Origin of the sequence: Aureispira sp. CCB-E (assembly GCF_031326345.1) — a bacterium.
GTDB lineage: Bacteria > Bacteroidota > Bacteroidia > Chitinophagales > Saprospiraceae > Aureispira.
This window is the reverse complement of sequence record NZ_CP133671.1, coordinates 3,052,337-3,069,957: the sequence shown is the minus strand read 5'-3', so window position 1 is coordinate 3,069,957 and position 17,621 is coordinate 3,052,337. Positions and strand designations below refer to the sequence as shown.

Annotated in this window: 12 protein-coding genes; 2 read left to right on the top strand and 10 right to left on the bottom strand. The window is 35.7% G+C overall.

The window, feature by feature from the left end; translation table 11 throughout:
- Window positions 1–18: 18 nt before the first annotated feature.
- The 7 genes from QP953_RS11530 to QP953_RS11500 all read right to left on the bottom strand — a co-directional run bounded on the left by QP953_RS11530 (window position 19) and on the right by QP953_RS11500 (window position 5,415).
- Complete coding sequence (locus QP953_RS11530) at window positions 19–1,608, bottom strand: T9SS type A sorting domain-containing protein (protein WP_309555122.1); 1,590 nt, start codon at window positions 1,606–1,608, stop codon at window positions 19–21.
- A gap of 235 nt (window positions 1,609–1,843) precedes the next feature.
- A complete protein-coding gene (locus QP953_RS11525; RefSeq protein ID WP_309555120.1) occupies window positions 1,844–2,644 on the bottom strand; it encodes a hypothetical protein in 801 nt (266 codons plus the stop codon).
- A gap of 124 nt (window positions 2,645–2,768) precedes the next feature.
- Window positions 2,769–2,972, bottom strand: coding sequence for a hypothetical protein (locus QP953_RS11520; RefSeq protein ID WP_156039893.1), 204 nt, complete (start codon window positions 2,970–2,972; stop codon window positions 2,769–2,771).
- Window positions 2,973–3,030: 58 nt separating this feature from the next.
- Window positions 3,031–3,675, bottom strand: coding sequence for a hypothetical protein (locus QP953_RS11515; RefSeq protein WP_309555119.1), 645 nt, complete (start codon window positions 3,673–3,675; stop codon window positions 3,031–3,033).
- Window positions 3,676–3,916: 241 nt separating this feature from the next.
- Window positions 3,917–4,264 carry a nuclear transport factor 2 family protein gene (locus QP953_RS11510; RefSeq protein WP_309555118.1) on the bottom strand — a complete coding sequence of 116 codons (348 nt, stop codon included), beginning with the start codon at window positions 4,262–4,264 and terminating at the stop codon, window positions 3,917–3,919.
- Between the two features lie 14 nt (window positions 4,265–4,278).
- Window positions 4,279–4,842, bottom strand: coding sequence for a hypothetical protein (locus QP953_RS11505; protein WP_309555117.1), 564 nt, complete (start codon window positions 4,840–4,842; stop codon window positions 4,279–4,281).
- 33 nt (window positions 4,843–4,875) lie between these two features.
- Entirely contained in the window at window positions 4,876–5,415 is a 540-nt protein-coding gene (locus QP953_RS11500) for a hypothetical protein (protein WP_309555115.1), read from the bottom strand.
- A 304-nt stretch (window positions 5,416–5,719) separates the two neighbouring features.
- Between QP953_RS11500 and QP953_RS11495 the strand changes: the two genes are divergently transcribed.
- The gene (locus tag QP953_RS11495) at window positions 5,720–7,951 is read left to right on the top strand and encodes a hypothetical protein (protein WP_309555114.1); all 2,232 of its coding nucleotides are present in this window, start codon (window positions 5,720–5,722) and stop codon (window positions 7,949–7,951) included.
- A 99-nt stretch (window positions 7,952–8,050) separates the two neighbouring features.
- On the opposite strand, the gene QP953_RS11490 is transcribed toward QP953_RS11495, so the two are convergent.
- The 3 genes from QP953_RS11490 to QP953_RS11480 form a co-directional block, all read right to left on the bottom strand.
- Window positions 8,051–13,711, bottom strand: a complete 5,661-nt coding sequence (locus QP953_RS11490) for a hypothetical protein (RefSeq protein WP_309555112.1) — start codon at window positions 13,709–13,711, stop codon at window positions 8,051–8,053.
- A gap of 531 nt (window positions 13,712–14,242) precedes the next feature.
- Window positions 14,243–14,881 (bottom strand): DUF4476 domain-containing protein, encoded by a 639-nt coding sequence (locus QP953_RS11485; protein ID WP_309555111.1) that lies wholly within the window; start codon window positions 14,879–14,881, stop codon window positions 14,243–14,245.
- 289 nt (window positions 14,882–15,170) lie between these two features.
- Complete coding sequence (locus QP953_RS11480) at window positions 15,171–15,920, bottom strand: DUF4476 domain-containing protein (RefSeq protein WP_052599669.1); 750 nt, start codon at window positions 15,918–15,920, stop codon at window positions 15,171–15,173.
- Between the two features lie 429 nt (window positions 15,921–16,349).
- On the opposite strand from QP953_RS11480, the gene QP953_RS11475 reads away from it, so the two are divergent.
- Entirely contained in the window at window positions 16,350–17,426 is a 1,077-nt protein-coding gene (locus tag QP953_RS11475; RefSeq protein WP_309555109.1) for a hypothetical protein, read from the top strand.
- Window positions 17,427–17,621 lie beyond the last annotated feature (195 nt).

Sequence of the window (17,621 nt, the reverse complement as noted above, 5' to 3'; positions counted from 1 at the left end):
AACATTATACCTACTTCTCTAAAAAGATTGCTTTACTAACTTTTTAGAAAAAACATTTCCTTTCTGATCCTTTCCAATGAGGAAATAAACACCAATAGGAAGGTCATTAAGGTCAACAACTGTCTTTTGCCTTGGAGATTGAATACTTTTTACGATCTCCCCATTGCTTGAGACTAAATTCATGTCTTTAATCCCTATCCCACGATTGTCTATTGTCAAAAAATGAATGGTTGGATTGGGATAAATTGAAAGAGAAACATCTGAATCGATACCTAACACAGATGTAGCAAAAGAAGGGATTCCATACACTTCACTTGATAAAGTAGTGCCTTGTATTGCAGCTATAATTTTGTTTTGTAAGCCTCCTATCTCACTCACAAAAGCCGATGATGCATTGGGAATTGATAAAAGTGTTGTTCCTGTCTCATTGATAATGCGACTTTCATAAACTAATCCTCCATTATTGGTAAAAAAAGTATAGCCAATCTCCACCAAATTATCCGAATTAATCACATTGTTTGAAACATGATTAATTCCACTAATCGTTGCTCCAGTAGTAGTAGGAAGCGTTATTGTTTTCCAAAGTGTATGATTAGCGTTGTAAAATTTAGCAGTTGCATTCGGAGCATCCAAAAAGTAATATTTTTCACCTAAATTTGCCAAATCAACTCGAAGTACATAACCATCGGTATAGGTATGTTCCAATGCTAAAGAAGGGATGCCATAGACTTTACTTGAGGTCGTTGCTCCATGAATTGTAGCAATGATTTTATCTTGTAAACCTCCCATTTGGCTCACAAAAATGGAAGAAGCATTTGGTATTGATAAAAGTGTTGTTCCTGCCTCATTAATTATACGACTCTCATACACTAATCCTGTTCCATTTGTAAAAAAAGTATAGCCAACCTCTAGCAAATTATCCGAATTAATCACATTTTCCGAAACATGGTTAATTCCATTGATTATTGCTCCAACAGGAATTGGAAGGTTGATGCTTTTCCAAAAAGTATAATCTGCATTGTAAAGTTTAGCTGCAGCATTTTGCGCGTCTAAAAGATAATATTTTTCACCTGAATTTGCCAAGTCAATGCGAGATACATAGCCGTCCGTATAAGTATGTTCTAATGCTAAAGAAGGAATTCCATAAACTTCACTTGAGATAGTAGCTCCTTGAATTGTAGCAATGATTTTATCTTGTAAACCTCCCATTTGGCTCACAAAAATGGAAGAAGCATTTGGTATTGATAAAAGTGTTGTTCCTGCCTCGTTAATAATGCGACTTTCATAAATCAATCCCCCACTATTAGTAAAAAAAGTATAGCCAACCTCTAACAAATTATCGGAATTAATTACATTTTCTGAAACATGATTAATTGCATTAATTGTTGCTCCTGTAGGAATAGAAAGATTGATCGTTTTCCAAAGCGTATGATTGGCATTGTAAAATTTAGCCACTGCATTTTGTGCATCCAAAAGGTAATATTTTTCACCTGAATTTGCCAAATCAACTCGAAGTACATAACCATCGGTATAAGCATTTTCAAGATTTATTTGTGCATTTAAAGTATAATGTACCAAAACAAATAGGCAAAAGAATAACTTTTTCATAGACATATTTTAATAAAACAATTCGTTGATTCCTTAGCGTTGTCACTCCCTGCGTTCGTGAGCTGGCAAACCGATCTTACCGTCACTATATTGTTGTAATAAACGATTGTTAATAAGTTGTTGTAAAGTTCAAAGATCAGCAAATATAGTCTTTTTCAATATCAACGGAGTAATATCACATAACAACTTACTAATTTTGAGAAGTAGCTAATCCAAAACACTACAACAGTAGACTTTAATCAACCAAACTTATTTTCATAAACGCATTTATCTGATGCCAAGTACTATCGTCTATATATTTCATCAAATATAGAAATCTGTCATTATTTGTTTCTGCATTTGGCAATGTCCATTTATAAAGGTGATATTGATGATGAGGCTGGTTAAACAAACCACTATCATTATTTTGTTCTACAGAAGGTTTTCCTAAAATTGAATTAAAATAATCAATCACTTTAGAGCAAACTAAATTATGTATTACAGCGTATAATTGAGCCTTGCCATTTTGTATCGCATGCTCTAACAAACCATCGTTCCCATGCATTTCTTTATAATAGAAAGTAAGTGGCGATTCAAATATTAGCACAAGGCCGGTTAGTATATTTTTATTATGCTTATAATACACTCCCATTTCTTCCACTTCTCCAAATTCTTTGGTGAGCTTGTAATGAGGATCATGTCCTTCTTTTTTAGAATAGTTTTCCTTTTGGTCGATTAGCTTATCAATTGACAAACCGAGCGGTAATTTTTTGTAGGTATTGATAATAAACGCACTAATTTCCTCAATAATTGGCGCATAATACTCTTTTGACCATAAAAATAAATCCTCTTGAGAGAAAAGGTATGTTAGGAAAAAATCAAGTAATGTTTTTCTTGCTTCTGCTTGATTAAAGTCAAATGAAATTAGCTCGATGTAGAGTTCTTCTTCTAGTATATTCTCCAAATCGTTGTGTTGATAGATAATTTGTTCTATTTCTTGCACATTAAGTTGACCAATCGCAAAAAGAAAAAAGTCATTTAAGGTATTTTTATTCATATTTTGTATATCAATTCTTCTAAAACATCAAGATTAATGCAAGAATAATGCGAAACACTAACCTCTAGTAAATAGAGAGGCTGTCCTTTTTGAACAGCCTCTCTCAACTCATCTTGAACAAAACTTATAGATCTTCTAACATCTCATCCAATTCTTTTCTAGTAGTCTCTATATTTTGAATGGTTTCCTCCAGTTCTTCATTTTCAGATTCTAATGTTTTTGTTTCCTCGATTAGTTCTGGAGAAACTTCAGAAGTTGTTTCGACACTTTCACTCCCGCAACTAAAAAAAACAACGGCAACTAAAGTTAATGTTATCAGGTGTTTCATAATGTATTTTTTTTCAATCGTATTGGCATTAATATTAAATGCTATTATCTGCCAACTACTATTCTGATTTATGAGAAATTTCTTTGCCTTTTTTTAATTCTTTTTGAAGCTTTTCTGCTTTTTCTTCTATCAAGATAATCTTATTTTTTTTAGCAGCATACTCATCCTTCGTCAATTTTTTAGCAGCAAAATCTTTTTCTAACTGATCTTTGGCAGCTGCAATTTTATCTTTTGCTTTGGTTACAGATTCTTGCCCCTTTTCAATCGAAGTTTTAACTTCTTTCTTTTTTGCTTGGTTGGTTGCTTTGGCTTCGGTCGCTCTAGCTTGCCCAAACTCTTTGCCTGAAAGGTTTCCCTTATTCTTGCCATAAGCATTTCCTTTGTCTTCTTTCGCCTTAACTTTACCGTTCCCCTTATCCCCCTTATCCTTATTCACTTTATCAACAACAACATCCTTTCCCTTTTGAACCAAGTCATCTCCTTTTTCCACAGCTTTATCAGCAACATCGGCACCAACGACCTTAGCCCCTTCTTTTTTAGCCTTATTTTTGCCTTTGGCTTTCATTTCAGACGCTTTGTCTTTTCCTTTTGCTTGAGCTTCGTTTGCAATATCTTTCATTCCACCTTTTCCCTTTCCATTTTGAGCATTGGTTGTCCCTACTGTACACAACAATAGAGTTACAAGTAATAGTACATATTTCATTTTTCTTCGTTTTTAGTGTTTCTCTAACTCTACAACTTCACGTATAAAGTTAGTGCTTAATATATTACTACTATAAATTTCGAAAAATATTAATTCTATACATAGCGTTTTCTTGCCAAAAAGCTCCTTTCCCAAAACAAACTATAAAACAACCACTTACACGCCCTGCAAAATTTTAAATTGGCAAAAACGATACTAATGTGCCATTCCATACAGCCTCTTTGTTCTTCGCTGTTTTCAATTATGATGTATAATGCGCAATCACTTTATTGACTTTTCCTTCTTTATTAAAAAACATTACTTCAATTGATTTTTTGTTCATCACAGACTTATAGTAAAGTGCAATTGAATGCACACTTTCTGTTATTTCCAACAGCTCAAAATGCAAATCAGGAATTTTTTCCAATGCTTTTTTCCAGTATGCAGCCACAGCCGTTTTACCTTTAAGAGTTCCCGTATTTATCCCCCCTGCTAGTTTTATCATTGGGGTTGTAATTTCAATATCCTCAGAATAATGATTAAGAATATCTTCTAAATCATGAGAGTTCCATGATTTTATCCATTTTAAGGCAAATTCTTTTGTGTTCATATTTTTGTTTTATTTTATAATATACCATCATTAGATGGATATACAAATCCCAATTTATCCATAAAATCTATTACTTGCCACGCTTCGTTTTCAAATTCATCTTGTGGATAAGCTTTCCTAAGAGCAGAGTCATAGTCCCAATTTGTCAGGTATTTCTTAATCTGAAATGCCTCAACTCCTGTTATTTTATCCGCTATAACCTGTGGTTTCCCTTCCCATGTTTTTCTTTCTTCACTACTTATTTTATCCCAATAATCTGGAAGAGGGTTAAATTTATCGATAAGCTGTCCTTTCTCAAAAAAGAGATACATCCATAAATCACCATCATGAATATGAAACGAAAAAACAGGAATTTTCAGTTTTTCAGAAATATATTTAGAAGCATTATCCCACTTATAGAACCCCGAAGGATACAAGATAGTGACTTTGTAATTTTCCTCTGATGTATTTCGAGTGCAAACCTCTATATCAGTTAATCCAATATTCTCGTTTTCTAATTGAAAAAATTCGTTCAAACATTTTGTTACCTCATCTTCACTTTTTCCAAAAGCACAAGTCATAGAAATAAAAACACCCATATAGTCAATCTATTAATGATTCTTAGAATTATTTTATTTGAATTTACAAGAAATGCTCAATGGAGAAAAATCATTTTTTGAAACCAATGACTCTTCCATATTTTCAAGAAGCGGTTCAGATAACACTATTTCATAGCTTACAAATGGAACTCCTTCGTTTTCTTTATAAGGATTAAAATTTTTGATTTGTCCTTTTTCCCAATTATCATTTATATCTGCTTCTATTTGCTTGACAGAAACAATAACTTGATCCACAATATCCTCTAGTATATCGCTACCATATTCTGTTATTTCTGTGTACTTATTCAACTCGGGAATTTCTCCATACTCTTCTTCTATAAAAGGAGATAACAAGGAAAAAACATACTGATACAATTTAGAAATTTTTCCCGTCTCGCTATGGTTTGATTCCAAAAAGATCAATGTCCTAAATAATAGCACTACTTTAACCGTCTTTTCTTCTTGCTGATTTATCCAATCTAAAGAGGGTGCATCAGGATGAATGCGTTCAATTTTTAGCTGATAAGTTCCTTCATTTCGTACTGAAAAAGTGAGTTTACTTAAACTAGACATGCTTACGTATTTTCTATAAAAAAATATATTGAAGTTGTTTAAAATTTTGCCATTCAACCGATTCCTTCAATACCAACAAACTGCCCTAGAAAGATACCAAAATAGTACTGAAATACTATATCTTTTCCTAAAGTTCTACTTTTTCACATCAACCTGCTGCTTCCCAATATCCTTGCTTGTCATTTATCTATGACTTTGGATATGCACACCCTCCTTCAATTATTGCCATTCTATGGAATTATATCAACTATCAAATTGTTAAGGAGGCATTATACATATAAAACAATAAAAAATATTTATTATCATGCCCCGTAACCACCTACTACTAGAACTCTTAAAAAAGCAAGCCTATCAAGCGTGTTTACAATTACTAAAAAAGGAACCTCATAAGAATTTTGCCACCTTAGTAATCGAATCTAAAGTGTATAAAAAAGGAAAGTTAAAGAAAGCTTTTTGGGCTTCTGAATTAGTTAATTATGCTCTTCCACTATTCTTAAAATCGGATGATCGCATAGATATTTTGCACCCTTATTTTAGTTTTAAAGCCCCTCCAAACACCAAATTATTGTTACAGATTTGGAAACAAGATGCTGCCTTGCTCCTCTCTTTATTCAAACGTTTTCAGCGTTTTCGCCATGATACTTGGATTGAAGCCTTAGAAAATATGTCCACCAATATTGTTCCATCCAAACAGCTTGCTGTGGAGAATTTGATACAAGAATTCAAACAAGTCCAAACACTTGAAAATAGTATTGCCATAGAACGAGAAGCAGACTTTGTGTCTTTGCTAAAAATCCCCATAGATAAAGTTTTAATGGGGTTTTGTTTTGCGCACAGTGCTATGATGGAATCCCAAGAAATCAATGGCAACAACACCCGAAAAAAAGAGCTTGATATGGCTATTGTTACCACACTAGACCTATTCCTCAAATACGCAAAGCGACACGCACACACACACAAGATAGTTCTTAGTGACAATACTATGTTGCAAAAAGAATGGGCGTATTTTCGTCCTAAACACAAATCAGAATATAAAAAACCGATTACTTACAAGAACGACCCTACGTATACAAAAATCCAGACAATTATTGATAAAGATATTCGCCGCCAATCCAAACGCTATTTTCTTAGTGCCTATGCTGCTGAAATGTGTACTCTCAACGGCTCCAATTATGCTTTTGCCGCCTACAACAACAAGCACAGTTCTTTCAAAAAAGATGACTCTAAGAGTGGTTACGAAGAATCCTATTTTTTTATGAACGCTCAAGCCAAAGCAGTAGGCATAAAAGAAGGACAATTCGATTTGCTTAGCATCAAGAATTTTCCCAAACTTTCCTTTATTGAGCAATCGGTTCTAACACAGGTCTCCAATTTAGAATTTTATCACGTTCCTTTAGAAATTCCTACGACCAACATAGATCTGAAACTAGTGTTGCTGCTTCTTACCGAGTTTAGCCGATACAAATCTCCTATGAGCCGAATTTTTCATCGATCAATAGATACTTCCAAAAAAGAGAATTGGGCAATTAAACCAGGTGAACACGTGCCCATTACCATCCTCAACAAACCTCCTCTAAGTTTTTCGCAACAACTAGGGAGCAATGAAGCTATTTCTATGTATGATTACCACGACTTATTAGAAGCACTACATCTTTATTATAAAAAACCAATGGCTACGATTAAGGAGAATTTAGATTTTTTGATTTGTGATTTGAGTCATTCTGATGATTTAAGTGCATGGTTACAACGCCCCTTTATCAAGATAAACAACAAGCTTTTTTGGTTGGGACGTTTGTTAAAAGATCGTCGTTGGGACATTATTCTACGCAACAAACTCAAAGAAGACAAAACCTATACAGAGAAATCCGTGTACGATGCATTGGTTCAAAAAATTGATAGAAGCTTAGAAACAGCAACGAGTAAGGTATTTTTAGACAAACAATTTTCTGTTGCTGTTGGCTGGAAATTCCCTCACCCTTCTTCCCCCAAAAAAGAAGGAGGTGATATTGACGTTGTAGCTTATAAAGATCAATTTCTTTTTGTTATACAAATCAAAAATAGTAGTCACTCTAATGCCATTCGTCAAGCGAGCTATATTGAAGACAAACAACTAATGAACGAAGCAACCAGACAATTGGATAGTTCCTTGTATTTTATTAACAACAATTGGTCTGCCGTTCAAGAAAAATTTAATTTCTCCCACGCTCCATCAGAAGTCACTATTTTTCCTTTAATTGTAACCAATGTCTATAATGGAGACTATAAAACCTTCAAATCTTATGATAAAATTTCTTTGTTTGAGCTTTATATTATTATGAATAATGCTAAAAAAGGGCTGTATCATGCGCTCTCGTTACTCCTCAACAGTGATCGAAACAACGCTAGTTTTAAACAAGAAAGCATCCGCACACTTCTTAATCGCAATTTTGACCTTTGGAACCGAGCCGCAACATTGCAACCTAGCACAATTATCAACTGCATCCAAAACGATTGTGTTTGGAAAGATTTAGAGCAAATTCGAAATTTCAAACTATAACACATCCGCCCAATAAAAAGACCATTCCCAAAAATATTGAGAATGGTCCACTGTTTATTGATACGTTACTTAAAACCAATTTCAAGTAACATTAATGCTTTACCCACCTTTTTTAGGATCAGGAGATACCTTGTTTACTTTATTAGATTTATTTTTCTTTGTGCTAGTAGCGCCCTCTGCATTTTTGTTAACGGTTGAGGTGTTCTTGTCCAGTTTCTTGGTTTTACCAATCTCCCCATCTGCATTTTTATTAACGGATGAAGTATTCTTGTCCAATTTCTTGGTTTTACCCGTTCCACCTTTATTGTTGCTATTGCTATTGTCATTTTCTGTACCAGATCCTGTATTATTCGCTCCTCCTCCTTGTTGATTTGTATTCCCAGTTCCATTTCCATTCGGATTCCCTGTGGTATACACAACAACCGTAGATTTACTATCTTGTCCTGCTCCATTTGTTCCAGTGATCACAAAGGTATTGTTCCCTTGATTCAATGGTACATTGCTGGCTGTAAATGTTGTTCCTGCAAAGCTAAAATTCGTATTAGCTTGACCGTTAACAATAAATGTTACGTTATTTCTGCTGGCTACATCTAATATTGTAGCCGTAATATTTACCTTATTCGTTACCGTACTAAAAGGATTTTTATTAGGTGATGTGATAACCACCGTTGGCTTTTTTTGTGGCAATTGATAAACGACGATGGTAGACTTGCTATCTTGCCCTGCACTATTTCTTCCTGTAATTACAAAGGTATTGTTGCCTACATTTAGTGGCAAATTCATCGCCATAAAATTGTTGCCATTAAATATAAACGATGTATTAGACTGACCATTAACTGTAAATGTTACATCATTCTTACTCGCTACATTTAAAATCGTTGCTTTAACCGTTACTCTATTTTGCAAGGTTGTAAACGGACTTTGGGCTGGTGTCGTAATGGTCACAACTGGTTTTGGAACGGGCTGAGAATAAACTACAACTGTAGACTTACTGTCTTGTCCTGCTCCATTTCGTCCCGTGATTACAAACGTATTGTTTCCTTGATTTAAAGACACATTTGTTGCAACAAAAGCAGTTCCAGAGAAACTGAAATTGGTATTTGCCTGTCCATTAACCGTAAAGGTCACATCGTTTTTAGTAGGCACATTTAAAATCGTAGCCTTAATATTAACCTTATTCGTTTGCGTATTAAACGGATTTTGGTTGGGCGATGTGATCACAACTGTCGGTTTTTTCTGTGGCAATTGATACACCACTACAGTCGTTTTAGAATCACGTCCAGCACTATTTTTCCCTGTAATTACAAAGGTATTATTACCTACATTTAAAGGAATATTATTAGCCGTAAAAGCAGTTCCAGAGAAACTGAAATTGGTATTTGCTTGTCCATTGACTGAGAAAGTTACATCATTCTTACTCGCTACATTCAAAATCGTTGCTTTGATGCTTGTTGCGCTAGTTAAAACAGTGTATGGACTTTGTGCAGGATTGGTAATTGTTACAACAGGCTTAGGTATTGGTAAAGAGTAGACAACTACTGTCGATTTGCTGTCTTGCCCTGCTCCATTTGTTCCTGTAATCACAAAAGTATTATTACCCTGATTCAAGGTTACATTGTTGGCGACAAAAGCAGTTCCTGAAAAGCTAAAGTTCGTATTAGCTTGCCCATTGACTGTAAATGTAACATTGTTTTTGCTCGCAACATTCAAAATCGTTGCTGTAATATTAACCTTATTCGTTTGTGTATTAAACGGATTTTGGTTCGGTGTTGTAATCACAACTGTCGGTTTCTTCTCTGGCAATTTATAAATTACCAACGTTGATTTGGTGTCCTGTCCAGAACTATTTCGCCCTGTAATAGTAAACGTGTTATTCCCTACATTCAAAGCAACATTGTTCGCTGCAAAAGCAGTCCCCGAAAAGCTAAAGTTTGTATTGTTCTGACCATTGACGGTAAACGTTACATCATTCTTGCTAGCTACGTTCAAAACCGTTGCTTGGATGCTTGTTGTATTGGTTAGAACAGTATAAGGATTTCTACCAGGAGTTGTAATGGTCACTACTGGCTTGGGTACTGGCGGAGCATAAATTACAATCGCTGATTTGCTATCCTGCCCAACTCCATTTCTACCTGTTATCACAAAACCATTATTGCCATTGCTCAACGGGATGTTGGTAGCTGTGAAGGTGTTCCCCGAAAAGCTAAAGTTCGTATTGGGACGACCGTTTATGGTAAAATTAATATTATTTCTCTCACTTACGTTCAAAATCGTAGCTGTAATCGTCACTCTATTTGTAGCCGTAGTAAATGGATTTTGATTTGGTGCTGTAATCGTTACAATGGGTGCTGGTTTTGGGGCTCTCATTACGACAACAGTAGATTTACTATCCTGCCCTGCCGCATTGCGTCCCGTTACTGTAAAGGTATTATTTCCTGCACTCAAGTTAATGTTGTTTGCTGTCAATACATTATTACTAAATGAAAAATTCGTTGTTGCTTGACCGTTGACCGTAAACGTCACATCACTTTTAGAACTAACATTGCTTACTGTAGCCGAAATATTCGTCGTCGAATTTGGCGTTGTCAATGGGTTTTGATTCGGTACTGTAAATGTGACTACGGGTGGTTCTATTGGTCGATAAACGACAACGGTAGAAGCATTTGCTTGCCCTGAAGCATTACGACCTGTGATTACAAATGTATTGTTCCCTGGAGTAAGCGAAACATTGCTGGCTACAAAGCTGGTTCCTGAAAACGTAAAGTTTGAATTAGAACGCCCATTGATCGTAAATGTCACATCGTTTTTACTCGCCACATTTAGAATCGTTGCATTGATGTTAATAGGGCTATTTTGTGTTGTAAATGGGTTTTGATTCGGTGAAGTAATCACAACCGATGGCTCTTGAACAGGAGCTTGATAAATAATTACAGTTGTCTTTGTATCTTGCCCTGCGCTATTGCGACCAGTTATCGATACAGTATTGTTACCATTTTGAAGGACTACATTATTCATAACAAAACTCGTTCCTGAGAACGTAAAGTCTGCTGAAGGACGTCCGTTAAAGGTAAATGTTACATTATTTCTATTAGCAACATGCTGAATAGTTGCATTAATATTAATTCGATTATTTTGCGTAGTGTATGGATTTCTATTAGGTTGTGTAATCGTCACAATAGGTCGAGGCAATTGAACAACTGGCTCGTAAATAATAACCGTTGATTTGCTATCTTGCCCTGCTGCATTGCGACCTGTGATCACAATTGTATTAGCTCCTTCCTGCAAGTTTAAGTTTGCTAAAGTAAAACTAGTTCCTGAAAAATTAAAATTACTATTCGCTTGACCATTCACTGTACACGTCACATTATTACGACCTGTTACATGATCAATGGTTGCTGAAACAGTTTCTTTAGAAGCTTGTGTAGTATAAGGATTTTGCCCAGGAGCAACAATCGTTACTACAGGAGGTCGAGGCAAAGGCTTTTCATAAACTACGACCGTACTTTTGGTATCTTGCCCTGCATTATTACGCCCTGTAATTACAATGGTATTATTTCCTGGCGACAAAGTCAAGCCACTCAAAACAAAGCTTGTTCCTGAAAAAGAAAAGCTTGTATTTGTACGACCGTTTACGGTACAAGTTACATTATTGCGGCTAGCTACATGTTGAATGGTAGCGCGAATTGTTTCTTGAGGTTGTTGCGTCACAAAAGGATTGGCGCGAGGTTGCGTAATTGTTACGATTGGAGCAGGTTCTGCTACCACTCGGCGATAAATAATTACAGTACTCTTCGTATCTTGACCGTCTTGGTTGCGTCCCGTAATACTAATTGTGTTGCTTCCTTCCATCAAATTAACAGTAGAAGAAAAATTAGTTCCACCAAAAGAAAATTGGTTGCTTCTTCGTCCGTTTACAGTATAAGTTACATTGCTAGCGCCAACTACATTTAGGATGGTAGCGTTGATTCTTGCCGTGGCATTATTGGTAGTATATGGATTTCTATTAGGATTGGTAATGGTTACCACTGGTGGATTTTGTACAACAACAGGGCGATAAATCACCACAGTAGAAGCCACATCCTGCCCTTTAACATTACGACCTGTTACCGTCAACGTATTGCTACCTTGATTTAGGGCAATATTATTGGCAACAAACGAGGTTCCTGAGAAAGAGAAATTGGTAGAATTTTGACCATTCACTGTAAAAGTTACATTGTTTCTTCCTCCTACATTTAGGATCGTTGCATTTAGATTGATCTGCGAAACGTCTACCGTGTATGGGTTTCTATTAGGGTTCGTAATTGTTACGACTGGCAGTGGTTCTTCTTTTTGGTAATTGATAATAATTGTCTTACTATCGCTACCATCTTTATTCAGTCCTTTTATGGTAATGGTATTTTGTCCTTGCACCAAAGGAACATTACTTGCCGAGAAACTAGTTCCCGAAAAATTAAAGTTGTATCCTGTATTTCCATTGACAGAAAATACGACGTTGTTTTTGCTAGTAACGTGCAAAATTTGTGCAGTAATTGTTGCTGTCGAAGCCAAGGTACTAGACGGGCTAGTCGAAGGATTGGTAATCGTTACAACAGGAGGTTGTTTGGGATCTGTATTGGTATTATTATTTGGTTCGTATACCACAATAATTGCTTGACCACTTGTTCCACAAGAGTTTTTAGCTCGCAAAACAATTCTATTTTCCCCTCTCTGTAATCGTAAGTTGTTTCTAAATTCTTTGGTTCCAGAATCGTAAGAATAATCGCTAACAGCTTGTCCATTGACCGTATATGTAATTTGATTGCGGTTGACATTGCTAACCATTGCAGAGATAAAAACACTAGATTGGTTCGTAGTATATGTCTGTCCGTTATTAACGGGCAATTGAAACTGTACATCAGGACATGGCTGTTGGCTTCCACTACTTCCATAAACCCTCCAGTGCAACATCAAAGAAGTATAATGATGTATAGAGCTATTAATCGCTCCCCCATTATTAATCTTCACCCCTTCGAAATTATCTTGTAGTGTAAAGGTTGTTCGATGTCCTATTCCCAATGCAAAATACGGACTAAACCAGTATCCTAACTCAATACCAACTGTAGGGGTAAACGTCAGGCGAAATAAGTTATCTCCAAATTCATCTGTTGCAGCATTCGTTTCGTAAGTATCATCTTGCAAAGCAATAATATCTCGACAAATATCGTCTTCTGACTGTGTATAATCGATGCTCTCGTAATCATAATCATTGCCAGAAGCATCTTTTTGATTAAATTTTGTACCATAAATTCCCAATCCTGCACCAGCATAAAGCGAAAGCCAAATATTGGTTTCTCGACGCAATTTTTCAAAATTGAGGCGCAGTTCTAAGGACAAATCGTGAAAAGTTGTCCGATGATTGTGTGCAAAAGCCTTTGCTGCGGGACGGTAACTAAATTGAGTGCTGTCTGCTAGATTGGCGTTTCCAAACAAATTGTCTCTGTGATTTTGACCAAATGTATAGGTGTTGAGATATCGAAAACGAGCATCTGCTGAAAAAAAGCCATCCTTAGGATTATAGAAGCTATGACCAATATAAAAACCCCAACCCGCTCCCGCAAGGGCTTTGATATCACTGTCTTGCCAAGCTCCTCCAGCGTTGAGCCCAAAAATCCAATAGCCTTTGCCATTGCCCATGCGCCCTTCACCCCCTTGAGCACTACTTTGAGTAGCTCCCAATAAGCTTAGTCCTAATATTAGACATAAGTAAAGTAATGATTTCATAATGTAAGTTTTGTAAGATAGATTTATTGATATTGAGGTAAGCATCAAAACAGTTGATATATCTATTTTTGGACTGCTTGGTGCCTAAATATGTTCTATTTGTTCTTTTTTAGAACAAGATACAATTCTAAATGTTTTAAGTTTTTCTTAACGTTATTTTTTATAGTAGTTAGTAGTAGCAGCGCAGCTAACTATTGTTTTTAAATAGTGCTACTTAATATTCTGTACAATAATATCAAACTGCAAGTGATCTCCACAACAAATAAAATGCTCTATAAAAAATACAAAAATTAATATTGCAGAATACTCAGGTCTAGTGGCATCAAACTAAGAAGTTGCTTCAAAAAAAACAATAAAAAGTAGGACCAACAAAAAAATGATGGTCTATATTCCTGAGTATGGTTCCAAAATCATCTTCAATAAAACACCAAACTACTGATCCAAAAGGTGTAATGGGTATCTTAGTAGACGCTTTTTAGAATAAAAAATTAAAGGAGAAATAAGTACTTTTTAGAGTTTACCGATTATATACTAATGGTGGTGTACAAAGTTCTGTAGATTCAGCACACAAGCATTATTCGAAAAACAACGATATAAATAATGGTAATTTTGAGGGTCACAAGTATTTGGATAGGCACTTTGGGCAATCATCAACATACTACTTTCGTTGTTAAATGCTCCCAATATATCGTAAATCTGATGTGTTGTCAACCAATTGTGTTCGACATAATCCAATGCCATATCCAATCGAACAGCTGAATTGCATTGGTGTTTTAAACTATGCAGCCAGCCCGAAAAAGCATCTATATGAACAGGAATGTGTACGTAATTCGTATGAGCACAACCAAATGTACAACTGTGACCATGTGAACAAGTATGCTGGTGCCCGTCGTGGTGATGCCCTCCATGATGCACATGATTGGGATTATGATGGTGCCCTCCTCCATTGTAAGTAGGCTGATTGTTCAAATTGCTATTGGGGCGCAAACCACCATTGGGATTGTTACCTCTATTCAACGTCAACATTGAGCCATACTGAGCTTGATTATTGGTAGAATGGTGGTTGTAATTATTATTATTGTTGTAATATGGTGCATTTCCACCCCGCTGTGCCAACAGCCCTAAAGTCGTGCATAAAATAAAAACGAGTGTAAACGTAACTTTTTCCATGTTATTGTGTGTTTTTGATGTTTTATAATTATTATATATTGAAAAAGCGTGCCAAACTTCGCGCATCGGGAACTATTTCTATAAAAAAATAGTTTTACGCATTTTGCCACAATTACCCACCCACACAATTCACTCAATTATAAGTCATTGCCACTAAAACCTCGTTTGCATAAAAAAATTATTGCCTTATTTTTAGGCAAAAAAAAACCACCCAAAGGCGGTTTTCTTTGCTTTACGCAGGGACTGTATTTTTTATTTTTTGAACGTTACATAACAAGTAATACAAGATCTACCAATGATAATCACGGATGTAACAATCCAACTCACGACGACTAGAATTAAAAGCCAATTGATCAAATACAATTCCATAGTTGTGAATATCACATGTTCTGTGGAAAGCATATTTTGCAAAAGCTAATCGAGTACTTTCAAAGCTGAACATCAGCATAATATCTGCAATTTGGTGCGCACTTACATAATTGCAACGTACAAAACGTTTTGCTGCTCTCAAACGATCGTTGTCATAACCACAACCTCTAATTGAGCGACAACCTATATTAAAATCAGCAACACAAACAGGTGCCCAACCATAGTTGTGATTGGTATAGTTGCAATAACCATTATAATAGTGCCCATGGTGATGAGAAGTTACCACCACGTTTACATTGTTGTGGTGACCATGGTGACCGTGATGCCCATTGTTATGATAAACATGATGCGAATTATTGTGATGTCCGTGATGACCGTTGTTATGGTGACCATGATGTCCATGATTGTGATGCCCATACCCATTTGGACGATTTCCTCCTCGTCCGCTATTAGAATAACCACTGTTTGGTCGTCCTCCTCCCCGTCCATAGTTAGAACCGCCTCGGCTTGTTGTACCAAGATTTGGGTTTCTATTTAGGTTTGAGTTTCCTCTCAAGGTAGAATTAGAACTTGTATTCCCGTTGCTATTTAAAGTACCTCCTCCTCGTTGAGCAGAAAGTGCAAAAGATGTTCCTATTATAAGTGCGATGATTAATGTTAGATTCTTCATAGTAATTCATTTGAATGGTGTCAAAATTATTGCATAGATTAGATGTTGTGTATTGGGTTCTATGTAATCTTTAATTTGTTCTATTTATACTAATAAAAAAAGCGTGCCAACTTTTCTTTCGCATCTTAACAAAAAAAACACCCTATTACATCTACACACCTTTAAACATGGGCATTACATACTTTTTAAGGACATCAATAAATCCTCAACTTTAACAATTGCAGCAGCTAAAAACGTACATTTTAACTAAAACATTAGTTTTTTCACTAAAGCAATTGATCCAATATACTTTATTTAGATAAATGAAATTTTTATCCTCTAAAAACCGTCCATATCTCCTTCTTAATCCATTCCAAAAGCTATAGAATTTGCTGCTTTTTTTGTATCTTAAAGAGTAAATACGAACCTCAAATAATAAAAATTTATTGCATGAAAAAAGAGCAAAAAATAGAGCTAAAAGCTCCACCAACACTCTCCTATATAGAGGCTATACGACTAAGACCAGGGATGTATATTGGCAGTGTTGACATGAGGGGCTTCCTTCATTTACTAAAAGGGGTGCTCTATGATAGCATTACCATTTTTCAGTCATCCAATATTAACATAGAGATAATGGGAAGGCAATCCATTCGCTTTCTCATTCGAGACATTCCCCAACCGATTCAAAAATGCTGGGCAAGTTGGGAACGAGACTTTAGTAAAAACCCTATTTTTGTCGGATTAGAAACCCTCAATGCTTTAAGTGCTATCTTTAATGTTCAACTATTGGATGCTTCATCCACTGTTCTTTTGGAAGAGAAATTTGAAGCAGGGGTTGCTAGCCAAAGTACTACCAATCAATTATGGAATGGCACCACATTACAAATAGAAAGCACATTAGACGGTAATATTTGGAAAGATATAGACCTTCAACCTACCTTTATCTCTAATAAAGTAGCCCATTTTGCTTATTTAAACAAACAAGTGCAATTTGAAGTCCAGTATAACACAAATGGTAGAGCTTGTAATGTATTCTATCATTTTAAAAATGGGCTACAAGACCAATTGCGTTTAGAAGCTTTAACAGGATTAGGACAAAATCTTTTTGAAATGTCTATTGATCAACAGTTGGATGGAATGCATATAGAAATAGCTTTTGCATTTAGAGAATATGGTGTTGACGAGGCTATTTTAAAATCTTATGTCAATTATCACCCAACTCATGAGGGAGGAACGCACGTAGATGCCCTTCTAAAAGGATTAACTTATGGAATTATGCGTTATTTAAAACAACAACAAGTTACACATTACAGAATTTCTGAAAAAGGGATAAGAGAAAACTTAATCGCTTTTTTACATCTAAAAATGGATGCTCCCACTTTTGTTGGCTGTGTCAAAAACAAATTGGCGAATCCCGAGGTGCTATCTCCCATTAGCCATTTAGTCGCTGATGTTCTATTTGAACAAATGGAATCCAATTCCCAAAGTACGCAACAGTTGATTAGAAAGTTTGAGATTTACTCTTAGTGGCTTGACTCTTATTCCAAGAAAAAAACACTTTCTAAAAGAAGATAGAAAGTGCTTTTTTTCAACATTAGTTGTTGATTTTTAGTAGTTAGCTACGCTGCTACTTCGTGGTCGTTGATTAGCTCCCTGCGGTCGTGAGATCGCTATCGCTTAGTTGTTTACTTTTTTAGCTCGCTACGCTCGTGAGATCGCAAG